Origin of the sequence: Tenacibaculum todarodis (assembly GCF_001889045.1) — a bacterium.
GTDB classification, from domain to species: domain Bacteria; phylum Bacteroidota; class Bacteroidia; order Flavobacteriales; family Flavobacteriaceae; genus Polaribacter; species Polaribacter todarodis.
Window position 1 is genome coordinate 2,513,767 of sequence record NZ_CP018155.1, and the last position, 25,803, is coordinate 2,539,569.

General features: G+C 32.1%; 18 protein-coding genes. 8 read left to right on the plus strand and 10 right to left on the minus strand.

Translation table 11 applies throughout. The features are described 5' to 3' along the window. Nucleotides 1–30: 30 nt before the first annotated feature. On the minus strand, nt 31–1,029 hold the full coding sequence (locus LPB136_RS11480; RefSeq protein WP_072556459.1) for an outer membrane beta-barrel protein: 999 nt from the start codon (nt 1,027–1,029) through the stop codon (nt 31–33). 445 nt (nt 1,030–1,474) lie between these two features. On the opposite strand from LPB136_RS11480, the gene gltB reads away from it, so the two are divergent. From gltB to LPB136_RS11495, 3 genes are read left to right on the plus strand one after another with little or no spacing between them, the layout of a single operon-like run. Further along, nucleotides 1,475–5,989, plus strand: a complete 4,515-nt coding sequence (gltB, locus tag LPB136_RS11485; protein WP_237267389.1) for a glutamate synthase large subunit — start codon at nt 1,475–1,477, stop codon at nt 5,987–5,989. A gap of 4 nt (nt 5,990–5,993) precedes the next feature. Beyond that, nucleotides 5,994–7,457: a glutamate synthase subunit beta gene (locus LPB136_RS11490; RefSeq protein ID WP_072556460.1), complete on the plus strand. Its 1,464-nt coding sequence runs from the start codon at nt 5,994–5,996 to the stop codon at nt 7,455–7,457. 37 nt (nt 7,458–7,494) lie between these two features. Continuing rightward, a complete protein-coding gene (locus LPB136_RS11495) occupies nt 7,495–8,661 on the plus strand; it encodes a pyridoxal-phosphate-dependent aminotransferase family protein (RefSeq protein WP_072556461.1) in 1,167 nt (388 codons plus the stop codon). Nucleotides 8,662–8,723: 62 nt separating this feature from the next. On the opposite strand, the gene argH is transcribed toward LPB136_RS11495, so the two are convergent. From argH to LPB136_RS11540, 9 genes are all read right to left on the minus strand, one after another. Further along, complete coding sequence (gene argH / locus LPB136_RS11500) at nt 8,724–9,998, minus strand: argininosuccinate lyase (protein ID WP_072556462.1); 1,275 nt, start codon at nt 9,996–9,998, stop codon at nt 8,724–8,726. A 98-nt stretch (nt 9,999–10,096) separates the two neighbouring features. After that, nucleotides 10,097–11,164, minus strand: a complete 1,068-nt coding sequence (locus tag LPB136_RS11505; protein WP_072556463.1) for a M20 family metallo-hydrolase — start codon at nt 11,162–11,164, stop codon at nt 10,097–10,099. A gap of 1 nt (nt 11,165) precedes the next feature. Continuing rightward, nucleotides 11,166–11,942, minus strand: coding sequence for an acetylglutamate kinase (gene argB / locus LPB136_RS11510; RefSeq protein ID WP_072556464.1), 777 nt, complete (start codon nt 11,940–11,942; stop codon nt 11,166–11,168). A gap of 72 nt (nt 11,943–12,014) precedes the next feature. Then, entirely contained in the window at nt 12,015–12,953 is a 939-nt protein-coding gene (locus LPB136_RS11515) for an N-acetylornithine carbamoyltransferase (RefSeq protein ID WP_072556465.1), read from the minus strand. Next, complete coding sequence (locus LPB136_RS11520; protein WP_072556986.1) at nt 12,950–14,077, minus strand: aspartate aminotransferase family protein; 1,128 nt, start codon at nt 14,075–14,077, stop codon at nt 12,950–12,952. Before LPB136_RS11520 ends, LPB136_RS11515 begins: the two co-directional genes overlap by 4 nt. A gap of 97 nt (nt 14,078–14,174) precedes the next feature. Next, a complete protein-coding gene (gene proC, locus LPB136_RS11525) occupies nt 14,175–14,975 on the minus strand; it encodes a pyrroline-5-carboxylate reductase (protein WP_072556466.1) in 801 nt (266 codons plus the stop codon). A 137-nt stretch (nt 14,976–15,112) separates the two neighbouring features. Continuing rightward, nucleotides 15,113–16,090, minus strand: a complete 978-nt coding sequence (argC, locus tag LPB136_RS11530) for an N-acetyl-gamma-glutamyl-phosphate reductase (RefSeq protein WP_072556467.1) — start codon at nt 16,088–16,090, stop codon at nt 15,113–15,115. 2 nt (nt 16,091–16,092) lie between these two features. Further along, nucleotides 16,093–17,271 (minus strand): argininosuccinate synthase, encoded by a 1,179-nt coding sequence (locus LPB136_RS11535; RefSeq protein ID WP_072556468.1) that lies wholly within the window; start codon nt 17,269–17,271, stop codon nt 16,093–16,095. Then, nucleotides 17,268–17,891 (minus strand): GNAT family N-acetyltransferase, encoded by a 624-nt coding sequence (locus tag LPB136_RS11540; protein ID WP_072556469.1) that lies wholly within the window; start codon nt 17,889–17,891, stop codon nt 17,268–17,270. Before LPB136_RS11540 ends, LPB136_RS11535 begins: the two co-directional genes overlap by 4 nt. An 843-nt stretch (nt 17,892–18,734) precedes the next feature. Here LPB136_RS11540 and ilvD point away from each other — a divergent pair. The 5 genes from ilvD (at nt 18,735) to ilvA (ending at nt 25,737) form a co-directional block, all read left to right on the plus strand. After that, nucleotides 18,735–20,411, plus strand: a complete 1,677-nt coding sequence (ilvD, locus tag LPB136_RS11545; protein WP_072556470.1) for a dihydroxy-acid dehydratase — start codon at nt 18,735–18,737, stop codon at nt 20,409–20,411. Nucleotides 20,412–20,512: 101 nt separating this feature from the next. Beyond that, entirely contained in the window at nt 20,513–22,246 is a 1,734-nt protein-coding gene (gene ilvB, locus LPB136_RS11550) for a biosynthetic-type acetolactate synthase large subunit (RefSeq protein ID WP_072556471.1), read from the plus strand. Nucleotides 22,247–22,337: 91 nt separating this feature from the next. Next, a complete protein-coding gene (gene ilvN / locus LPB136_RS11555; protein ID WP_072556472.1) occupies nt 22,338–22,868 on the plus strand; it encodes an acetolactate synthase small subunit in 531 nt (176 codons plus the stop codon). A 119-nt stretch (nt 22,869–22,987) separates the two neighbouring features. After that, nucleotides 22,988–24,466: a ketol-acid reductoisomerase gene (gene ilvC, locus LPB136_RS11560; RefSeq protein WP_072556473.1), complete on the plus strand. Its 1,479-nt coding sequence runs from the start codon at nt 22,988–22,990 to the stop codon at nt 24,464–24,466. Between the two features lie 8 nt (nt 24,467–24,474). Continuing rightward, a complete protein-coding gene (gene ilvA / locus LPB136_RS11565) occupies nt 24,475–25,737 on the plus strand; it encodes a threonine ammonia-lyase IlvA (protein ID WP_072556474.1) in 1,263 nt (420 codons plus the stop codon). The last annotated feature ends 66 nt before the right edge of the window (nt 25,738–25,803 follow it).

A 25,803-nucleotide genomic window follows, 5' to 3' on the forward strand; every position in this document is an offset into this window, starting at 1 on the left:
TAAAATTATTAGTTAGTTAATTTGTTTTTTTTAGAAAGAATAAACTGCAGCTAATGTTAATGCAGATACGCTTTTTTCTGCCGCAAAAGCTTCTATTAATCCATCTTCCGAAGAATCATATCTTAAATCTGTAATTAATTTTAGGTTATCAGTTAAAGATGCATTAGCTGTTAAAGTTAAAGCAAACACATCTGCATCTGCAGTTCCAGCACTTACTTTAAAGTATTCTGGACGTAAACCTAAAGCAAAAGTATCTGAGAAAGTATTTTGTAAATATAAAGCAGCACCTGTATAACCAGAATCTGTATCAGAAGAATTTGCATAAGCAGCATTTATTCCTAAAAAGAAAGTGTCAGATAAATCAAAACCACCTGTATAATCTAAATATAAAGCATCATCCGCTGATCCATCAGAACCGTAAATTACGTTTAAGAATTGGCCTTTGTACCCAATTTGACCACCAATTTGCATATCTCCTCCAAAGTTACCATCAGCACTAGAAATACCGTGTGCATTTGTAAGTGCAAGCATAAAAGATAAGTCTTCAGAAGAAGTATAATCTAATTTAACTCCTGTATGAGAAAAAGGACCTGCATTAAATAAGTAAGAAACAGTGTAGTTAAAATTTGCTGAAGGGTTAATAACTTCATAGCCTAAGAAAGTATTGAACTGACCTGCAGTAATTGTTACTTTATCACTTACCTCATAGTAAGCATATAATTGGTTTATTGCTCCAGCCATATTAGCATCATCTGCTCTTGGTCCAAAAGCAATATCTGCTACAACACCAGTTTTTCCTTTTGTATAAGCAAATACAGTATTTGCAAATCCTAAACCAAATCCATTAGCATTTCCAGGATTAGCAATTAGTATTCCAGGGGTTCCAGATCCATCTACAAAATTTGCAGTTCCATACACATCTACGGTTCCGCTTAAGGTAAATTTGCCTTTTTCTTCTTTGTCTACTTTTTCTTGTCCAGATGCTATTAAGCTAGTTGCTAATAATAAAGTAAAAATAATTTTTTTCATAATTAAGTTGTTTTAGTTTATGTATTAAGCCCTCAAATCTATCTCAAAAAATGCTTCAAAAAAAAATATATGGACACAGAAATTTCATTTTTATGATTCTGTTATTTTAACATATAAAAATTATTGAGTATGATAAATTTTGGTATTATTTTTTATAAAATTGATATTTTGAAATTATTTTATTTTCATTAAAATTTAATTTTTCATGAATTATTTTCATTAAAATTTAATTTTTATCAAATTTTTCGCAATAAAAAATCAATATTTATTGAATTTTACGCATTGCTTATTTGATAGAAAAAAGCATCTTTTAATATGCATAATTCTTTTTTTTACCTTCAAATTGTGAATTTCGGAAAAGTGATTCAACTTTTTTTTTAATTGAATACTTGGGTTTATATTAGAGGTGTAATATGGCGTAAAAGCCTTTAAATTTTTTTTGAATATGCTGAAGAAGCAAGGACTTTATTTGCCCGAATTTGAACATGAAAATTGCGGAGCTGGGTTTATTTGTAACCTTAAAGGAGAGAAGACAAATCAAATAATACATGATGCATTAGAGATTCTTGTGAAGTTAGAACACCGTGGAGGTGTAAGTTCTGATGGAAAAACAGGAGATGGAGCAGGATTGTTAATAGATATACCGCATGCGTACTTTAGAAGAGTTTGTGGGTTTAAGGTTCCTGTAAAAGGAAAATATGCTGTTGGAATGGTGTTTTTACCAAAAAACATTAACCAATATAAGTTTTGTAAAGATACTTTTGAAAAAGAAATTATTGCACAAGGTCTTTCTGTAATTGGATGGAGAGAAGTGCCAGTAGATTCTACTCAACTAGGAGAAATAGCTTTAGCTTCAGAACCAAATATAGAACAACTTTTTGTTGGAAAATCTAATGAGGTTTCTGAACAAGACTTTAATGCAAAACTATATGCTGCACGTAAAATAACAGAACATACCATTGCGAACTCAAAAATGTCGCAAAGTTCTTATTTCTATGTGTCTAGTTTATCAACCAATACACTTATTTATAAAGGTATTATAATGCCTGAAGATATTGGGCCGTATTATAAAGATTTACAAGCAACAGATTTAGTAACACGTTTAGCATTAGTACACCAACGTTTTTCAACCAACACAATGCCTACTTGGGAGCTAGCGCAACCTTTTCGATTTATGTGTCAAAATGGTGAAATAAACACATTGCGTGGTAATGTTAGTAGAATGCGTGTTCGAGAAGAAATCATGAAAAGTGATGTTTTTGGACCACAAATAGAAAAGTTATTTCCAATTATATTACCAGGAAAATCAGATTCAGCTTCAATGGATATGGTTGTTGAATTGTTAACACATACTGGGCGTTCTTTACCTGAAGTAATGATGATGATGATTCCTGAAGCTTGGGAAAAACACAAAACAATGTCTCCAGAGCGTAAAGCATTTTACGAGTACAATTCTTGTATTATGGAACCTTGGGATGGACCAGCTTCTGTACCATTTACAGATGGAAATTATATTGGTGCCTTATTAGACAGAAACGGATTAAGACCGTCTAGATATACAGTTACCAAAAGTGGTAAATTAATTATGTCTTCAGAAATTGGTGTAGTGGATATTGCACCAGAAGATGTAGAAAGTCATGGACGTTTAGAACCAGGTAAAATGTTTTTAGTAGACATGAACCAAGGTAGAATTATAAATGACGAAGAAATAAAGAGTAAAATTGTTAAAGAAAGACCGTATCAAGAGTGGTTAGACAAAACAAGATTGCACTTAAAAGATTTACCTTATACTGGTGAAACTTGCCCAGTAGAAACTACCGATATTAGAACAAGGCAACGTTTATTTAACTATACGTTTGAAGATATACAAGAGGTAATTACGCCAATGGCTCAAAAATCTAAAGAAGCTTTGGGTTCTATGGGAATTGATACTCCTTTGGCAGTTTTATCTAACAAACCTCAAATAATTTCAAACTATTTTAAGCAATTATTTGCGCAAGTAACGAATCCGCCTTTAGACGGAATTCGTGAAGAAATAGTAACAGACATTAGTTTGTCCTTAGGTAAGGACAGAAACATTTTCAGCATTACAGAAAGACAATGTAGAAAATTAAAAATCCAAAACCCGGTAATTTCTAATGACGATTTAGATAAAATAAGAAATATTTCTGTTGAAAGTTTTAAGGCAGAAACTGTAAGTATTTTATATCAAAAAGATAAAGGGCTTAATGGACTAGAAGACGCTTTAGACAATATTATTGTTCAAATTGAAAAAGCACTAGATAGAAAAACTAACATTATAATTTTATCAGATAGAGGTGTAAATGAAGATTTAGCTCCAATTCCTGCTTTATTAGCTTGTTCTTATGTAAATCATCAAATGAATCGTTTACGTAAGCGTTCTTATTTCGATATTATTATTGAATCAGCAGAACCACGAGAGCCACATCATTTTGCAACTTTATTTGGTTATGGAGCAAGTGCTGTGAATCCATATATGGTAAATGAAATTATTAGATCGCAAGTAAAAGAAGGTTTTATAACTGGAATGGACGAGCAAAAAGCGGTTGATAATTTTAATACTGCTATTGGAAAAGGTATTTTAAAAGTGATGAACAAAATAGGAATCTCAACATTACATTCTTATAGAGGTTCTCAAATATTTGAAATTGTAGGTTTTAATTCTCAATTTGTGGAAAAATACTTCCCATACACAGCTTCTAGAATTGAAGGAATTGGATTGTATGAAATTGAAAAAGAAATTAATTTACGTTATAAACACGCATATCCAACTACAGAAGTTAATAAGAGTTTAGGTTTAAACATTGGTGGTGATTACAGATGGAGACGTAACGGAGAAAAGCACTTATTTAACCCAACTACTGTTGCAAAATTACAACAAGCTGTTAGGTTAAGCGATCAAGCAAGTTATGATGTATATGCAAAAACCATCAACGAGCAATCAAAAAATTTAATGACCATTCGTGGTTTATTCGAATTTAATAATATTGATCCAATTTCTATTGATGAGGTAGAACCTTGGACAGAAATTGTAAAACGTTTTAAAACGGGAGCAATGTCTTACGGGTCAATTTCTCGTGAAGCACATGAAAACTTAGCAATTGCAATGAACAGAATTGGAGGAAAATCTAATTCTGGAGAAGGAGGAGAAGATAGAAGACGTTTTCAACCAGATGTAAATGGAGACAGTAGAAATTCTGCTATTAAACAAGTAGCTTCTGGGCGTTTTGGAGTAACTTCTCATTATTTAGCCAATGCTAAAGAGATTCAAATTAAAATGGCACAAGGTGCAAAACCTGGAGAAGGTGGTCAGTTACCGGGTGAAAAAGTATTGCCATGGATTGCATCGGCAAGAAATTCAACTCCGTTTGTTGGGTTAATTTCTCCGCCTCCGCATCACGATATTTATTCAATTGAAGATTTAGCACAATTAATTTACGATTTAAAAAATGCAAATCGTGAAGCAAGAATTAATGTTAAATTAGTATCAGAAGTTGGTGTTGGAACTATTGCTGCAGGTGTTGCTAAAGCAAAAGCAGATGTAGTTTTAATTGCAGGTTATGATGGTGGAACAGGTGCATCACCTTTAACATCTTTAAAACACGCAGGTTTACCTTGGGAACTTGGTTTAGCCGAAGCACAACAAACTTTAGTGCTTAATAATTTAAGAAGTAGAATTGTTGTAGAATGTGATGGTCAATTAAAGACAGGACGAGATGTAGCAATTGCAGCATTATTAGGAGCAGAAGAATTTGGTTTTGCAACAGCTCCTTTAGTAGCCTCAGGATGTATTATGATGCGTAAATGTCATTTAAATACGTGTCCAGTTGGTATAGCAACACAAGATAAAGAGTTGCGTAAAAACTTTAAAGGAACACCAGAACACGTTATTAATTTCTTCTATTATATAGCAGAAGAATTAAGAAGTATTATGGCTGAATTAGGGTTTAGATCTATGGATGAAATGATTGGTCAAACACATAAAATAAATGCAAATAAAGCAATTAGTCATTATAAAGCTAAAGGTTTAGATTTATCTTCAATCTTACACAGACCAGCTGGTTATAGAGAAATGCCTGTTAAAAATTCTGAAAAACAAGATCATAATTTAGATAATGTTTTAGATTTTACAATTCTTAAAGATTCGCACAGAGCATTGTATAGAAAAGAGCAAATGGCACTTTCCTATCCAATAAGTAATACAGATCGTACAGTTGGAGCTATTGTTAGTAATGAAATTTCAAAAATATATGGTCATTTAGGTTTACCTGAAGACACATTGAATATAAATTTTGAAGGCTCAGCAGGTCAAAGTTTTGGAGCTTTTGGTGCACCTGGTTTAACGTTTAAGCTAGAAGGAAATACAAACGATTATTTAGGAAAAGGTTTATCTGGAGCTAAATTAATTGTTAAAAAACCAGCCAAAGCAGATTTTATTGCAGAAAACAATATCATTATTGGTAATGTTTGCTTGTTTGGAGCAGTTAGTGGAGAAGCATATATAAATGGAATTGCAGGAGAACGTTTTGCTGTTAGAAATTCTGGAGCAATAACAGTTGTAGAAGGAGTTGGAGATCACTGTTGTGAGTATATGACAGGAGGAAAAGTAGTTGTTCTTGGTAAAACAGGAAGAAACTTTGCTGCAGGAATGAGTGGAGGAATCGCTTATGTATATGATCCAGAAAATAAGTTTGTAAACGGATTATGTAACACCGAAACAATTGAGTTTGAAAAGATTCTCAAGAAAGATGCAAATGATTTAAAAGCCATGATTGAAAAGCATGTAAAATATACAGAAAGTAAATTAGGTGAAAAATTATTAGCTAACTGGGAAACAAGCTTAAAGAATTTTGTTCGCGTAATGCCAACGGAATACAAGCGTGCTCTAAAACGTTTAGAGACAGAAGTACAAATGGTAGAAGAATTAGAAACAGTATAGAACAATGGGAAAAGTAACAGGTTTTAAAGAATTCGAAAGAAAAGATGAGTCTTACAAGCCAGTAAAGGATCGTGTAAAGCATTATAATGAGTTTACAGTTCCTTTAAAGGATAAAGACATGGCAGAACAAGGTTCTCGTTGTATGGATTGTGGAATTCCATTTTGCCATAGTGGTTGTCCATTAGGTAATCTAATTCCAGATTTTAATCACATGGTTCACCAAGGTGAATGGCAAAAAGCATCGTGGATATTACATTCAACAAATAATTTCCCTGAATTTACAGGACGTTTATGTCCTGCTCCTTGTGAGCAAGCGTGTGTTTTAGGTATTATTGAAGATCCAATTTCAATAGAAAATATTGAAAAAAACATCGTAGAACGTGCTTTTAAAGAAGGTTGGATTAAGCCTCAACCACCAAAAGTAAGAACAGGTAAAACTATTGCAGTTGTAGGTTCTGGACCAGCAGGTTTAGCAACAGCACAACAATTAAATAGAGCAGGACACACCGTTACTGTTTTTGAAAGAGATGATGCTATTGGAGGATTATTACGTTACGGAATTCCTAATTTTAAAATGGAAAAAGGTATTATAGATCGTCGTTTAGCAATATTAGAAGCTGAGGGAATTATCTTTAAAACGAACGTAAATGTTGGTGTTAATTATGATGTTGAAGACTTAAAAAAGTTTGATGCAGTTGTACTTTGTGGAGGAGCTACGGAAAGAAGAAGTTTACCAACACCAGGAATTGATGCAGTTGGAGTTGTACAGGCAATGGACTTTTTAACACAGCAAACAAAAGTTGTTTTTGGTCAAAAAGTAAAAGATCAAATTTTAGCAACGGATAAAAATGTAATTGTAATTGGTGGTGGAGATACAGGATCAGATTGTATTGGTACATCTAACAGACAAGGAGCAAAATCGGTAGTTAATTTCGAAATTATGCCAAAACCTCCAGGACATAGATCACCAGCAACACCTTGGCCATATTGGCCATTACAGTTAAAAACATCTACGTCTCATAAAGAAGGTGTAGAAAGAAACTGGTTAATAAATACCAAAGAATTTGTTACCAATGCAAAAGGAAAACTTACTGCTTTGAAAACAGTAAATGTTGAGTGGGAAATGGTTCCGGGTGAACGTCCAAAACTAATTGAAATTGCAGGTACTGAGAAAACTTGGAAATGCGATTTAGCGTTATTGGCTTTAGGTTTTACAGGTCCAGAAAGCACTATTGCAGATAAATTAGGCTTAGAAAGAGATGTTCGTTCTAATTATAAAGCAACGTATGGAAAATATCAAACTAACATTCCAAATATATTTACTGCAGGAGATATGCGTAGAGGTCAATCTTTAATTGTTTGGGCTATTTCTGAAGGAAGAGAAGCAGCGCGTCAAGTAGATATTTATTTAATGGGTAAATCTGATTTAGCTACAAAAAATGAAGAAGGAGATTTGGTAGGATTGTAAAAAAACTTATTTTTATAGAAATCACAAAAGTTCAAAAATGAAAAGTAGAAAGTTATTAATGATTCCTGGTCCAATTGAGTTTGAACCATCTGTATTAAGAGCAATGGGAGAAGCAACTACAAGTCATGTTGCGCCCAATTTTATAGAAACCTTTGGAAATTGTTTAGATTTAATACAAAATGTATGGCAATCTCCAAATGGACAGCCATTTTTAATTGCAGGTAGCGGTACTTTAGCAATGGATATGGCAATTTCTAACCTAATTGAAAAAGGTGAAAACGCATTAGTAATTTCTACTGGATATTTTGGAGAACGTTTTAAAGATATTCTTACTACTTACGGAGCAAATGTAACTGTTCTTACAGCTGCTATTGGAGACGTTGTTTCTTTAAATGATATAGAAACTGAGTTAAAAAATAAAGATTACAAGTTAGTAACTATGACTCATGTAGACACTTCTACAGGAGTTTTAGTAGACCCAAAACCAGTTGCGGCACTTGCTAAAAAATACAATGCATTAAGTATTTTAGATGGAGTTTGCTCTGTTGCAGGAGAAGAAATTCAGCAAGATAATTGGGGAATAGATATTGTTTTTACAGGATCTCAAAAAGCAATTGGAGTTCCGCCAGGTTTAGCACTTTTAGTTGCTTCACCTAAAGCAATGGAAACTTGGAAAAACAGAAAAACACCAGTACAAAGTTATTATTCCGATTGGAAAAACTGGTTGCCAATTATGAAAGCATATCAAAATAGAAAACCATCTTATTTTGGCACACCAGCTGTTAATTTAATAAGAGCTTTGGAGGTAAGTTTAGAGTTGATTAACAAACAAGGAATTACAAATAGAACAAACGTTCATAAAAAGTACGCGAAGGCTTTTCAAAAAGCAATTGTAGCAATTGGATTAGAGTTAGTTCCAAATTCAACAGAAATCACGGCAAATACGCTTTCAGCAATTTATTACCCAAGAGAAATTGATGGTAATGAGTTCCGTAAGCAAGTAGGAGAATTAGGTGTTATTATTGCTGGTGGATTACATGCAGAAATAAAAGCAACATATTTTAGAGTTGGTCACATGGGTTCTATTAATGCAGCAGATATTACAACTACATTAAGTGCTATTGAATATGGTTTATCTAAAGTAGGTTATACTTTTAAATTAGGAAGTTCACTTGCTACTTTTCAAAAAGAATTGTTAGCTTAAGAATTTATATTTAGTATTAAATAATCCCCAAAACGATAAGTTCTGGGGATTTTTAATTTTTCTTACTTCGGATATTTCTCACGAATTTTATCCAAACTCAAATTATGAATACTACCAACATGAGAGTGTTGTTTTCCTAAATCTGGTTTGTAAGTTCCTGCTTGTACTTGTCCGCCAATTTGTTGATACGCTTCTCTAAAAGACATGCCTTCAACTACTAAATTATTTATTGAATCTACCGTAAATAAGTATTGATATTTCTCATCATTCAAATCAATATCTTTTACAATTACTTGCTGAATTGAATAATTAAAGATGTCTAAAATATCTTTTACATCTTCAAAAGCAGCAATAATGTTTTCTTTCAATAACTGAAAATCTCTGTGATAACCTGTTGGTAAATTGTTGGTAATCATAACCATTTCTGTGTGTAATGCCTGAATTTTATTACATTTTCCACGGATTAATTCAAAAACATCAGGATTTTTCTTGTGTGGCATAATGCTACTTCCTGTTGTTAATTCATCAGGAAAAGAAATAAAACCAAAATTCTGACTCATATACAAACAAACATCCATTGCAAAACGAGACATGGTATTACACAATCCGCCTAATGCAGATGCAATAGAACGCTCACTTTTTCCACGACTTAATTGTGCTGCAACTACATTATATTTCATTGTTGCAAATTCTAATTCTTTGGTGGTTAAATCTCTATCAATAGGAAAAGAAGAACCATAACCAGCGGCAGAACCTAAAGGATTTTGATCAACAACTCTAGAAACGGCATTTAAAACATATACATCATCAATTAACAATTCTGCATACGCAGAAAACCATAACCCAAATGATGATGGCATTGCTACTTGCAAATGTGTATAACCAGGTAATAAACTTTCTTTGTGTGTTTCAGCTAAACCTAAAAGCGTATCAAATAAGGTTTTAGTCTTATCATTTATAACTGCTAAATTTTCTTTGTAATACAATTGAAGTGCTACTAAAACTTGGTCGTTTCTAGAACGTGCAGTGTGAATTTTCTTCCCAACTTCACCTAGTTTATTTGTTAACTCCCATTCAATTTTAGAGTGTACATCTTCAAAAGAAGGTTCAATAACAAACGTTCCGTTTTCAATATCATTTGCTAATTCTTGTAAGCCTTTTTTAAGGTCTTTTAATTCTTCAGCAGTAATAATACCAATAGATTCTAGCATTATTGCGTGTGCCAAAGAAGCCTGAACATCATATTTTGCAATGTGAATATCAATTTCTCTATCATTACCAACCGTAAAGTTTTCTATTTGTTTGTCTATTGAAAATCCTTTATCCCACAACTTCATAATTTTTATATTTTGTCATTCCTGCGTAGGCAGGAATCTTATTAATGTTAGGTCTAATTTATTTTGAGATTCCTGCCTTCGCAGGAATGACAGCCTAATTAAACAATTACTCTATTCAACAATTCAACGTATATTTTAATTCCTTCTTCAATTTCAGCTAAATAAATAAATTCATTAGCAGAATGAGAACGTGTACTGTCTCCAGGACCTAATTTTAAAGATTGACAAGTTAATACAGACTGGTCTGATAAGGTTGGAGAACCATAGGTTTCTCTTCCCATTTCAATTCCTGCTTTTACTAAATCGTGTTCAGTAGAAATAGAAGACGAATTTAATCGTAAACTTCTAGGTGTTATTTTGGTACAAGGTGATTTTTCTTGTAACAGATCTGCAATTTCCTGATTAGAATAGGCATCATTAACGCGAACATCCAGAACCAAATCTACATGTGCTGGAACAACATTATGCTGTTTACCAGCGTTAATTTGAGTGACTGTCATTTTTACATCACCTAAAGCTTCAGAAGTTTTTTCAAACTTAAAATCTTTAAACCATTGTAAAACTTCAATAGTATTATAAATTGAATTGTTGTTATTTGGATGGGCAGCATGACTTGGAGTTCCTTCTACAACAGCATCAAAAACAACCAAACCTTTTTCTGCAACTGCTAAGTTCATTAAAGTAGGTTCTCCAACAATAGCAACATCTATGTGTGGAATTATAGAAAGCATACTGTTTAATCCATCTGGACCACTACTTTCTTCTTCTGCAGAAGCCACAATTACCAAATTATATTTTAGGTTTTCTTGCGCGTAAAAGTTGGTAAAAGTTGCAATTAAAGAAACCAAACAACCACCAGCATCATTTGAACCTAAACCATACAATTTACCGTCTTCAACAATCGCTTTTAAAGGATCGTTTGTATAAGCAGAATTTGGTTTAACAGTATCGTGGTGAGAGTTTAATAATAATGTTGGTTTACTTTTATCAAAATGTTTGTTGGTTGCCCAAATGTTATTTTTAGTTCTTTTAAACGGAATTTCGTTCTCTAGAAACCAAGCTTCAATAAGTTTGGCTGTATTTTCTTCTTCGGAAGAAAATGATTGTGTTTCAATCAAATTCTTTAAAAGTGAAATTGCGTTTTTTGTTAATTTTTCGATATTCATTTTATAATGTAATAGTTGTAAAATTGTCGTTCTCTTTTGTTAACATAGCGGTATTTCCAATATGTACTTTAGACACTCCATTATTTAAAGCATCAAAGCAATTATCTATTTTCGGAATCATTCCGTCAGTAATAATTTCAGTTGTTAATAATTCTTTGTAGGTGTCAGCATTTATAGTTTTTATAACTGAATTTTTATCATTAAAATCTTTTAAAACACCATTCAATTCAAAACAATAGTAAATTGAAGTGTCGTAGATTTTACTCATTCCAACACCAATTGTACTTGCAATGGTATCGGCGTTTGTGTTTAATAATTGTCCGTTTCCATCATGCGTAATTGCACAAAAAACAGGTGTAAAATCGGCTTTAATTAGTTTATCTATTGAATTAGATGCAACTTTTTTAACATCACCAACAAAACCAAAATCGACTTCTTTTACAGGTCTTTTTTCTGATTGAATACTGTTGATGTCTGCTCCTGTTAAACCAATTGCATCAACGTTTAAAGCTTGTAATTTAGCCACTATATTTTTGTTGACTAAACCTCCATAAACCATGGTAATTACCTCTAAAGTTTCTCCATCAGTAATACGTCTACCATTTACCATTTTAGATTCAATACCTAGTTTAGATGCAATATGAGTAGCACGTTTTCCGCCTCCATGAACGAGAATTTTATTTCCTTCTAGGTTAGAAAATAATTTTAAGAAAGCATTTAAAGAAGTTTCATCTTCAATAATATTTCCGCCAATTTTTATGATTGATAGTTTTTCCATAAGTGCTGAACTTGTTTCAGTATCTTTTTGTTTATTGTTAGATTCTGAATCAAGTTCAGAATTACGAAAACTTTACAAGTCTTCTAATATTTTTTTCAAAACCAATTGCGCTGCATACGTTCTATTATTTGCTTGTTCAATAACCAAAGAAGAATCGCTATCTAAAACAGCATCTTCTACCACAACATTTCTTCTAACAGGCAAGCAATGCATAAACTTTGCTTCATCAATTTTTTCTTTAGTAATCATCCAATTAGGGTCTGTATTTAAAACTTGCCCGTAATCATCATAAGAACTCCAGTTTTTGGTGTACACAAAATCGGCATCTTTAAAAGCTTCGTTTTGGTTGTGAGTAATTCGAGTATTCTTGGTAATTTCTGAATTTAAATTATAACCTTCTGGGTTTGCAATTACAAACTCAACATCCATTTTTTGCATTGCTTGTGTAAAACTATTAGCAACTGCATGTGGTAATGCCTTAACATGTGGCGCCCAACTTAAAACTACTTTTGGTCTCTTTTTTGTTGAGTTTTCAGAAATTGTAAGTGCATCTGTTAGCCCTTGAAGCGGATGACTTATTGCACTTTCCATATTTACAATTGGCACAGAAGCATATTTTACAAACGAATTTAAAACCTGTTCAGATTCGTCTTTTTCTTTATCAGTTAAGCTAGGAAATGCTCTAACTGCAATTACATCGCAATATTGAGAAACCACTGCTGCAGCTTCTTTAATATGTTCTGCTGTGGTTCCGTTCATTACAGTTCCATCTTCAAATTCAATTCCCCAAGCATCACCAGAAACATTCATCACAATCGGATTCATTCCTAAGTTTAATGCCGCTTTTTGGGTACTTAAACGCGTACGTAAGCTTGAGTTAAAAAACAATAATCCTAAGGTTTTATTTTTTCCTAATGCTATATTTTTTAATGGATTTGCTTTGATTTCTTTTGCTTCTTCAATCCAAGAATTAATATTGTCAATGTCGTCTATATGTGTGTATTTTTTCATGATAGTTCACTTTTTATAGCATCAAAAAGTGCATCAACATGTTCTTTTTTGATGGTTAAAGGCGGAAGAATTCTTAATAAATTAGGATTTTTTGCACTTCCTGTAAATATTTTTTGATTGAAAATCAATTTTTTACGAAGCTCTGCAATAGGAAAATCAAATTCCAATCCTAACATTAAACCACGTCCTTTTATGTTTTTTATCTCTGAAATTTCTTTCGCTTTTTCAATAAAATAAGCAGAAATTTTTGTTGCATTTTGCATTAATTTTTCTTCCTCAATAACTTCTAAAACGGTTGAAGAAGCTACACAAGCTAAATGATTTCCGCCAAAAGTGGTTCCTAATAAACCAAAAGAAGCTTTAATATCTGGATGAATTAAAATTCCGCCAATCGGAAAACCATTTCCCATTCCTTTGGCAATAGAGATAATATCTGGAGTAACATTGTATTTTTGAAAGGCAAAGAAATCGCCAGTTCTTCCAAAACCAGACTGCACTTCATCGGCAATAAAACACGTATTGTACTTTTTACAAAGCGTGTTTATTGCTTCGTAAAATTCTGCGGTACTTTCATCTAAACCACCAACACCTTGTATAAACTCTATAATTACAGCGCAAACATCGTTTTTAGCTAAAGATTTTTCAAGAGCAACTAAATCTCCTAATTCTAAAATTTCTACCTCTTGTTGTGCGTTAATTGGCGCAACAATTTTAGCATTATCTGTTGCAGCAACAGCAGCAGAAGTTCTACCATGAAAACCGTTTTTAAAAGCAATCACCTTTTTCTTTCCGTTATGAAATGAAGCTAGTTTTAACCCATTTTCATTGGCTTCTGCACCAGAATTACATAAAAATAATTGATATTCTTTACAGCCAGATAATTTGCCAAGTTTAGTTGCTAAATCAACCTGTAGCGGATTCTGAATAGAATTACTATAAAAACCTAATTTACTAACTTGCTCACTAATGTGTTTTACATATTTAGGATGTGAATGCCCAATAGAAATTACAGCATGTCCGCCATATAAATCTAAATATTTGGTATTATTTTCATCAAAAACATACACATCTTCTGCTTTTACAGGAGTGATATCGAAAAGTGGATATACATTAAATAAACTCATATTTGTTCTTTTTTTGTTTGTCATTCAGAGGGAAGAATAACCGAAGAATCTACAATTTTAAGAATCTCCGCTATGCTCTAAATGACAGATTTCAACTTTAAATCTGTTCTTTTTTGATGTTATTAATTTTATTAAACGAAGCAACCATTCCTTGAATTAAAGAAGAACTCAATCCTTTGTGTTCCATTTCATTTAAACCTTCAATTGTACAACCTTGTGGCGTAGTAACTCTATCAATTTCTTCTTCTGGGTGATTTCCATTTGTTATCAACAAATTAGCAGCTCCTTCACTTGTAAACATTGCCAATTCTTGTGCTTCTTTGGCGTCAAAACCTAACTGAATTGCCGCTTGCGTAGTTGCTCTAATTAAGCGCATCCAAAAGGCAATTCCACTTGCACAAACCACCGTTGCAGCTTGCATTTGACTCTCAGGAATACTCAAAGAATGTCCTAAACGATTAAAAATAGCTTCCGCAATCTTAATGCGTTTTTCACCTTGTTCATTACTACACAAACACGTCATCGATTTACCCACAGCAATTGCTGTATTTGGCATCGCTCTAATAATAAATTTGTCTTTACCAACTATTCCTTCAATTTTAGGGATTAAAAACCCTGTAATTGTAGAAATTAAAACATGTTTTTCGGATAAAAAAGGCTTAACATCATTTAAAATTCCTTCAAAATGAGCAGGTTGAATAGCAAAAATAATAATGTCAGATTGTTTAACAGCCTCAATATTATCTGTAGTTAAATACACATTTTTATAACCATCAAACTCCTTTATTCCTTCTAAATCTCTTTTGGTTAAGTATAAACTAGTAATTGCGTTGTTGGTAATTAAACCCTTTGCAATAGATTTTCCTAAATTTCCTGTTCCTATAATTGCTATTTTCATAATAAATATTTTTTTGGCGTTACTTTATCCTGAAAGCATTCAGGACCAAGTCGCGCTTTCCGTTATATCTTTTTTTGCCATTTATGGCAGCAAAAAAAGGATGTCACTTCAATCGCTAACGCGAGAGCTAGTTACTACTAAAAGTAATTTGCCTTTAAATTTAAACCTAACGTTTCTTCAAAACCGTACATCAAATTCATATTCTGAATTGCGGCACCAGAAGCTCCTTTTAAAAGGTTGTCAATTGTACTTGTTATTAATAATTTATTTCCGTGTTTTTCTAGTTGCACCAAACATTTGTTGGTGTTTACAACTTGCTTTAAAAAGATACTTTCATCAGAAATAAATGTAAAAGCAGCATCTTTATAATAATCTTTATATATTTTTTTGGCACCTTCAAGAGAACCTTCAAATTTTGTGTACGTAGTTGCAAAAATTCCTCTAGAAAAATCACCACGATTTGGCATAAAATTAATTTCGGAATTAAAATCGTTTTGTAATTGATTTACAGTCTGATTAATTTCTCCTAAATGCTGATGGTTGAATGCTTTGTAATGCGAGAAGTTATTATCTCTCCACGTAAAATGTGTAGTTGCAGAAAACGAAGTTCCTGCACCAGTTGCGCCTGTAACTGCATTAATATGAACATCATCTTTTAACAAACCATTTGCCGCTAAAGGTAAAATTGCCAATTGCAAAGCCGTTGCAAAACAACCAGGATTTGCAATATATTTTGCTGTTTTTATCGCTTCCTTATCTAATTCTGGTAAACCATACACAAATTCTTTTCCTTCAAAATTCTTATCAGCCAATAATCTAAAATCATTACTTAAATCTATAATCTTTGTATTGTCAGAAAAGCTGTTTTTTTGTAAAAAAGCAGTTGAATTTCCATGTCCTAAACACAAAAATAAAACATCTACATCTGCATTTATTTCACTTGTAAAGCTAATTTCCGTAGAACCAACCAAATCTTGATGTACTTTATATAATTTGTTGCCAGCATTAGAAGTACTAAACACAAAATTGATATTTGTTTCCGGGTGATTTAATAACAATCTGATTAATTCACCAGCTGTATAACCTGCTCCTCCTATAATTCCTACTTGTAACATAGTTATGAATTGTTTACTTGTCTATAAATTTTGTTCTGATTTCCTAAAATCTTGATAAATCCTTTTGCATCATCCGCAGTCCAAGCTTTATTTTCTTCACCATAGGTACTAAAAGCACTCGACATTAAATCGTGGTCAGAAATAATTCCGTCTAAAGAAAAATGATACGGTTTTAAAGAAACCACTACATTACCAGAAACCATTTTTTGAGAACTTTGTAAAAACGCTTCGGTATCTCTCATTACAGGATCTAAATATTGACCTTCGTGTAAGTGCATTCCGTAAAAACTAGACAAATATTCTTTGTGCTGTAATTGCCATTTTGTTAAAGTATGTTTCTCTAACAAATGATGTGCTTTTACCGTAATTAAAGCAGCAGCAGCTTCAAAACCAACTCTTCCTTTTGTACCAACAATAGTATCTCCAACATGAATATCTCTACCAATTGCAAATTTTGAAGCAATATTATTTAGGTTTTCAATATTTACTTCTGGTTTATTTTCTTGTCCGTTTAAAGCAACAAATTCGCCATTTTTAAAGGTCAATGTTACTTTTTCTTCCCCTTCTTTTTCTAATTGAGAAGGATATGCCTCACTAGGTAAAGGCTTTTCAGACTTTAAAGTTTCAACACCACCAACACTTGTTCCCCAAAGACCTTTGTTTACAGAATATTTCGATTTTTCCCAATTCATGTCAATTCCTTCAGACTTTAAGTAATCTATTTCTTCTTGTCTAGCTAGTTTTTGATCTCTAATTGGAGTAATAATTTTAATGTTTGGCGCCAATGTTTGAAAAATCATATCAAAACGCACTTGGTCGTTTCCTGCGCCAGTACTTCCGTGTGCAATATATTCAGCATCTATACTTTTTGCATATTCTATAATTTCAATGGCTTGTATAATTCTTTCTGCACTTACCGAAAGCGGATATGTACTATTTTTTAACACGTTTCCAAAAATTAAATATTTTACTACCTTGTTGTAAAAAGTTGCTACGGCATCAATATTTTTATAAGTTGTAACACCCATTTTATACGCGTTACTTTCTATATGTTTAATCTCCTCAGTTGTAAAACCACCAGTATTTACACTAACCGCATGCACATCATATTCTTTTGATAAACTTACTGCACAATAAGAAGTGTCTAAACCACCACTATAAGCTATTACTAATTTTTTCATTTTTTATCCTTTTTAAGGAACATAGATTGTTTAATATTTTTTAATCTTGTCCACACTTTTTTATCATGTTTTTTTGATTCACTTCCTGTTTTTTCTTTTTTAGCAGGATCGTATAGCATTCCTGTACATAAACACATTTTTTGTTCTGTTCTTGTTAAAATATCATAGTTTTTACAAGTTTGACAACCATTCCAAAAAGATTGATCGTCTGTTAATTCAGAAAATGTTACAGGTTTGTAACCAAGGTCGCTATTCATTTTCATAACAGCTAAACCTGTTGTAATACTAAAAACTTTAGCATCTGGAAATTTTGTTCTAGAATGATTAAAAATAACTTGTTTAATCTTTTTTGCTAAACCTCTATTTCTAAAATCTGGATGCACAATTAAACCAGAATTGGCAACAAATTTTCCATGTCCCCATTTTTCTATATAGCAAAATCCAGCAAATTTGTCGTTATCTAAAGCAATTACAGCATTACCGTTTTCCATTTTAGTGGCAACATATTCTGGTTTTCTTTTAGCAATACCAGTTCCTCTTACCTTAGAAGCTTCTTCTATGGTTTTACAGATAATTTCTGCGTAAACAGTATGTGATTTATTTGCAATAACAATTTCCATTGTAATTGGTTTTTTTAATTTATAAGTAAATATTAAGTTGTTTTTGAATGAAGAATTGGACGCACCTAATTCAGTAATTAAAGAATACCCTTACGGGCGTCGTGTAGAAATACAGCGTAATAAAGCTTTGTTATTGTTTAAAATAACGTTACTTAGAGATAAAAAAGAAGGTGATAAATTGTTCATTGTAAAAAAAAATAAAAACTATTAACTAAAATGCATTTTAAGAAGTGCATTAGCGACGTCGTTTACCTGTTGGTAAACTTGTGGGTCTTTCGTTTTTATTTAATGAAGTAATCATGGTGTAAATCTATAATGTTTTTGTTTCTAACAAAAATAAAATCGATTTATTTTTTATAAAACATTGATTTTTATGAATATGAAAAAAAATAAGCCCTTTTTTCATTGATTCAAGAATAAAAAAAATAATTAATCCTCTTTTTTGAGAAATTAAAAATAATTCACTAAAAACGTCACTTCAGTTAGGATAATTCAATAAATATTTTAAATATTTGTTATATAAAGTGAGAAAACAAATTATAAATATCATTTCTATTATTGTCATTGTAATTTTTTTACAAGGATAGGAAGTGTATTATATATTTTATAAAAAGGCTTCCTAATTTTTTAGGAAGCCTTTTTATATAATTTTATGTTTTTTTAATTAAAAAACAACCTTTTTAATGTTTTGAATATTACAATAAAACACTTGTAATAATTTGATATTTAGGTTTTTAAGTTTTAAATCTATTCAATAGATATCATTTAAAACAATAATAAGTAGCGTTAATAATAAGAGAATAAAATAATTTCGAAAAATCAAAGCAATAAAGCTGTTTAAAAATGAATTTGAATAAACACAGTAAAAGATTAACACAAGACGAATCTCAGCCAGCATCTCAAGCAATGTTGTACGCTGTAGGTTTAACTGATGAAGATATGAGCAAAGCGCAAGTTGGTATTGCAAGTACAGGTTACGATGGTAATCCATGTAATATGCACTTAAACAACTTGGCTGCAGAAGTAAAAGTGGAATCTAAAATTGCGGGTTTAGTAGGTTTAGGGTTTAATACAATTGGTGTTTCAGACGGAATTTCTATGGGAACTTCGGGTATGAATTATTCATTAGCTTCTAGAGATATTATTGCAGATTCTATAGAAACTGTTATGAATGCACAAAGTTATGATGCGTTGATTTCTGTGGTTGGTTGTGATAAGAATATGCCAGGAGCCGTAATTGCCATGTTGCGTTTAAATCGTCCGTCAATTATGATGTATGGCGGAACAATTGCATCAGGAAATTACAAAGGAAAAAAATTAAATATAGTATCAGCTTTTGAGGCTTTAGGTCAAAAAGTAGCAGGAGAAATAGAAGAAGACGAATATAGAGAAATTATAAAGAGAGCAATTCCAGGCGCAGGTGCTTGTGGCGGAATGTATACTGCAAACACAATGGCTTCTGCTATTGAATGTATGGGTTTTGCATTGCCTTATAATTCATCTATACCAGCAGAAAATCCTAATAAATTATCGGAAGCAGAAAGAACTGCTTTAGCTATTAAAAACTTATTAGAATTAGATTTAAAACCGCTTGATATTATTTCTAAAAAGTCTTTAGAAAACGCAATCGCAATTGTAAATGCATTAGGAGGATCTACAAATGCAGTATTGCACTTTTTAGCAATTGCACACGCAGCAGATATTGAATTTACATTAGAAGATTTTCAAAAAGTAAGTGATAGAACGCCATTAATTGCAGATTTAAAACCATCTGGAAAATACTTAATGGAAGATGTTCATGGAGTTGGTGGTACACCAGCAATTATGAAATATTTATTAGACAATGGTTATTTACATGGCGATTGTTTAACGGTTACAGGAAAAACATTAGCAGAAAATTTAGAGAATGTTGAGGCTATGGAGTTTGAAGATCAAGATGTGATTTTTCCAAAAGATAAAGCATTAAAATCATCAGGTAACATTCAAATTATTTATGGAAACCTTGCAGAAGAAGGAGCTGTTGCAAAAATTTCTGGAAACGAAGGGTTGCTTTTTGAAGGAAAAGCAGTGGTTTACGATGGAGAGCAAGCAGCAAATACAGGTATTTCTAACGGAGAAGTAGAAAGAGGAGATGTAGTCGTCATAAGGTATGTTGGACCTAAAGGAGGACCAGGAATGCCAGAAATGTTAAAACCAACTTCTTTAATTATGGGAGCAGGTTTAGGAAAATCTGTAGCTTTAATTACAGATGGTCGTTTTTCTGGAGGAACGCATGGTTTTGTGGTCGGACATATTACACCAGAAGCACAATCTGGAGGAACTATTGGAATTCTTGAAACAGGTGATAAAATTAGAATTAGTGCAGAAGACAACTCTATTAATGTTTTACTTTCTGAAGAAGAATTAGCAGAAAGAAAAGCAAAATGGGTTGCACCAGCATTAAAGCATAAAAAAGGGATTTTGTACAAATATGCTAAAATGGTAGCATCTGCATCTAAAGGATGTATAACTGACGAATAATAAAAGAATCAAGAAGAGAGAAATAAGAAAATAGAGAAAAGTAAAAGATTGTAAAGTCTTTATGTTATCATCTCTACTCTTTCATCTAAAAATATAAGAATATGGAAACACAAACCATAAAAAACGAACAAAATACAACAACAGTTACAGAAAGAATTTCTGGTAGCGAAGCAATTGTAAGATGTTTAATAGCTGAAGACACAAAAATAATTTACGGTTATCCTGGTGGAGCAATTATGCCGGTTTATGATGAGTTATTTAAGTATCAAGATAAAATTCATCACGTTTTAACACGTCATGAACAAGGTGCAACACATTCTGCACAAGGTTTTGCTAGGATTTCTGGTAAAGTTGGTGTTTGTATAGCAACTTCTGGTCCAGGAGCAACCAATTTAATTACCGGTATTGCAGATGCACAAATAGATTCTACACCAATGGTGTGTATTACGGGTCAGGTTTTTTCTCATTTATTAGGTTCGGATGCATTTCAAGAAACAGATATTGTTGGTATTTCTACTCCGGTTACAAAATGGAATTGCCAAGTAACTAAAGCTTCAGACATTCCTGCTGCAATTGCAAAAGCATTTTACATTGCAAAAAGCGGAAGGCCAGGACCTGTTTTAATCGATATTACAAAGGATGCACAATTAGATGAATTTGATTTTTCTTATGAAAAATGTACAAGAGTAAGAAGTTATAATCCAGTACCAAAAACAGAAATTTCTTCTGTAGAAGAAGCTGCCAAATTAATTAATGCTGCTAAAAAACCATTAGTTGTTTGGGGTCAAGGTGTTATTTTAAGTGAAGCGGAAGAAGCGTTTAAAGCGGTTATTGAAAAGGCAGGAATACCTTCTGCATGGACAATTTTAGGGGCTTCTGCAATTCCAACTTCACATCCATTAAATGTTGGTATGGTTGGTATGCATGGTAATTATGCGCCAAATGTTTTAACTAATGATTGCGATGTTTTAATAGCAATTGGTATGCGTTTTGATGATCGTGTAACTGGTAAATTAGATACGTATGCAACGCAGGCCAAAGTAATTCACTTTGAAATTGATCCAGCAGAAATAGATAAAAACGTAAAAACTGATGTTGCAGTTTTAGGTGATGCAAAAGCAAGTTTAGAGTTGTTGTTACCATTATTAAACGAAAATTCGCATCCAGAATGGCGTCAAAAATTTGCCGATTTATACGCTATTGAGTATGAAAAAGTGATTAAAGATGATATTCATCCAACGAAAGAAGGATTAACAATGGGTGAAGTGCTGCATCAAATTAACGTTCAGAGTAAAGGTAACGCTGCAATTGTAAGTGATGTTGGTCAGCATCAAATGATTGCTTGTAGATATGCAGAATTCAACAAAACCAAAAGTAATATTACTTCTGGTGGATTAGGTACAATGGGCTTTGGTTTGCCCGCAGCAATTGGTGCAAAAATGGCTGCTCCAGATAGAGAGGTTGTTTCTATTTCTGGTGATGGTGGTTATCAAATGACAATTCAAGAATTAGGAACTATTTTTCAGCAAAAAGCAGCTGTAAAAGTAGTGGTTTTAAATAACGATTTCTTAGGAATGGTTCGCCAATGGCAACAATTGTTTTTTGACAAACGTTATGCATCAACAGAAATGGTGAATCCAAATTTTGTTGCTATTGCAGAAGGTTATTATATAAAAGCAAGAAAAGTTACTAAACGTGAAGATTTAGCAGATGCTGTTAAAGAAATGATGGAAAGTAAAGAAGCTTACTTTTTAGAAGTTTGTGTAGAAAAAGAAGGAAATGTTTTTCCAATGATTCCTACAGGAGCAAGTGTTTCAGATGTTAGATTAGAGTAAAAAAGAATTAAGAAAAGAGAATAAAGAACAAAGATTAAAGAGAAGAGTAGCAACTTTGAAACTTTAAACTTTAAACCTTGAACTTAAAAGCATGAGTACAGAAAAACAACTTTATACAATATCAGTTTATACTGAAAATAATATTGGATTGTTGAATAGAATTTCAGCAATTTTTCAAAGAAGACACATTAATATTGAGAGTTTAAATATTTCTCCTTCAGAAATAGATAATGTATCTAGATTTACGATTGTGGTAAATATGATAGAGGTTGATGTTAAGAAAATTATCGGACAAATAGAAAAACAAGTAGAAGTAATAAAAGCTTATTATCATACACTAGATCAAGTTATTTATCAAATATCTGGTTTGTTTAAGGTAAAGTCTGAATTGTTGTTTGAAGAGCCTCAAATTCAGAATATTATTAAAAATAGTCACGCAAGAATTGTAACTGTTAATACAGATTTTTTTGTGTTAGAAAAATCAGGAAAAAAAGAAGAAATAGCAGAGTTACATGAGCAATTAAGTGTTTATGGCATTATGCAATATACACGTTCTGGTCTTATAGCAGTAACTAAAGATGAGATGAGAATATCAGAATTATTAGAAACATACAACAACTAAAATAAAAAATAGAGTAAAGAAAATAGAGAAAAGAAAAAATACAGATAATCGAACACAATTAGTCTTTATTCTCTCCTCTTTTTTCTCTATTCTAATCAAACACAACTAAATAAAAAAAAATGTCAAATTATTTTAACACATTAACATTAAGAGAGAAATTAGAACAATTAGGAAAATGTCGTTTTATGGACGCTTCAGAATTTGAAGACGGAGTAGCAGCATTAAAAGGGAAGAAAATTGTTATTGTAGGTTGTGGTGCACAAGGTTTAAATCAAGGTTTAAATATGAGAGATTCTGGATTAGATATCTCTTATACTTTAAGACAAGCTGCAATAAGTGAAAAAAGACAGTCTTATATTAACGCAACATCTAATAATTTTACAGTTGGTACTTACGAAGAGTTATTACCAACTGCAGATGTTGTTATTAATTTAGCACCAGATAAGCAGCATACAAATGTTGTAAATGCTGTAATGCCTTTAATGAAGAAAGGAGCTACTTTATCGTATTCTCACGGTTTTAATATCGTAGAAGAAGGAATGCAAATTCGTGAAGACTTAACAGTAATTATGGTAGCACCAAAGTGCCCAGGTTCTGAAGTTAGAGAAGAATATAAAAGAGGATTTGGAGTGCCAACATTAACGGCAGTTCACCCAGAAAATGATCCAGAAGGAAAAGGTTGGGCACAAGCAAAAGCTTATGCAGTAGCAACTGGAGGTAACAGAGCAGGAGTTTTAGAATCTTCTTTTGTTGCTGAAGTAAAGTCTGATTTAATGGGAGAACAAACTATTTTATGTGGTTTGTTACAAACAGGAGCAATTTTATCTTTTGATAAAATGGTTGAAGAAGGAATTGAACCAGGTTATGCTGCAAAATTAATTCAGTATGGTTGGGAAACTGTAACGGAAGCTTTAAAGCATGGTGGAATTACCAATATGATGGACAGATTATCTAATCCTGCAAAAGTAGAAGCGTTTAGACTTTCTGAAGAATTAAAAGACATTATGCGTCCGTTGTTCCAGAAACATATGGATGATATTATGACTGGTCATTTTTCAAAAACCATGATGGAAGATTGGGCTAATGATGATATAAATCTATTAACTTGGAGAGCTGCAACAGGAGAAACTGCTTTTGAAAAACAAGTAATTACTTCTGATGAAATTCCAGAACAAGAATACTTTGATCATGGAACATTATTAGTTGCTTTTGTAAGATCTGGTGTAGAATTAGCCTTTGAGGCAATGACAGATTCTGGAATTATAGATGCATCTGCATATTATGAGTCTTTACACGAAACGCCATTAATTGCAAATACAATTGCAAGAATGAAATTAGCAGAAATGAACCGTGTAATTTCTGATACGGCAGAATATGGTTGTTATTTATTTGACCATGCTTGTAAGCCTTTATTAACAGACTTTATGAAGGATGTGAAAACGAATGTTATTGGTAAATCTTTTAGTTCAGAAAATGGAGTTGATAACCAAGAGTTAATTAGAATAAATGCTATTATTAGAAACCATCCAGTAGAAATAGTAGGAGCAAAATTAAGAGCTTCTATGACAGCAATGAAAGTAATTAAAACCGAAGCATAATTCCATTTATGGAAACCAAAACAACTTTTTTTCCAAGTATTAAAAATATAGAAGCTGCCTCTTTAAAATTAAAAGATGTAGCTTCTATTACTCCATTAACTCAAAATTTACAGAATTCAAAAAAGTTTGATGCCAATATTTTGTTTAAAAGGGAAGATTTACAAGTTGTACGCTCTTATAAAATTAGAGGAGCTTACAATAAAATAGCCTCTTTAACCGCTGAAGAAAAAGCGAATGGAATTGTTTGTGCAAGCGCAGGAAATCATGCACAAGGTGTAGCTTTATCGTGTAAATTACTCCAAATAAAAGGCACAATTTACATGCCTTTGCCTACTCCAAATCAGAAAATTGAACAAGTAAAAATGTTTGGGGAAGAGTTTGTAAATGTGGTTATTGAAGGCGATACTTTTGATGATGCTTACAATGCTTCAATTATAGAATGCGAAGCAAAAAGTAAAACTTTTATTCATCCTTTTAATGATGAAAAAGTTATTGAAGGACAAGCTACAGTTGGTTTAGAAATTTTAAATCAGACTGATAAAAAAATAGATTATGTCTTTGTTCCAGTTGGTGGCGGAGGTTTGTCATCTGGTTTATCATCTGTTTTTAAGTATTTATCTCCAGAAACAAAAATAATTGGTGTAGAGCCAGAAGGAGCACCTTCTATGTTAACATCAATCAGAAATAAAAAAAATACAGCTTTAGAAAAAATTAATGCCTTTGTAGATGGAGCAGCAGTTAAGAAAGTAGGAGATTTAAACTTTGCAATTTGTCAACAGAATTTGCACGATATGATTACGGTACCAGAAGGAAAAATCTGTCAGACAATTTTAGATTTGTACAACAAAGATGCAATTGTAGTGGAGCCTGCAGGTGCTTTAAGTATAGCGGCTTTAGATTATTTTGCAGATGAAATTAAAGGTAAAAACGTAGTTTGTGTTGTTAGTGGATCTAATAATGATATTACAAGAACTGCGGATATAAAAGAACGTGCATTATTGTATGCAAACTTAAAACACTATTTTATTGTAAAGTTTCCGCAAAGAGCTGGTGCGCTTAGAGATTTTGTTGTAAATATTTTAAATCCAACAGATGATATTACACATTTTGAATATACCAAAAAAGTAAATCGAGAAAATGATGTTGCGGTAGTTGGGTTAGAATTAAAATCGCCAAAAGACTTAGAACCCTTAATAACAAAAATGAAAAAACATAATTTTTTTGGTGAATATCTTAACGATAAACCCAATTTATTTGAGTTTTTAGTTTAAAAAAAAGCAACTCAATCGAGTTGCTTTTTTGTTTTTCTTAACAAAACGTTAAGTTAAATTTTCGCA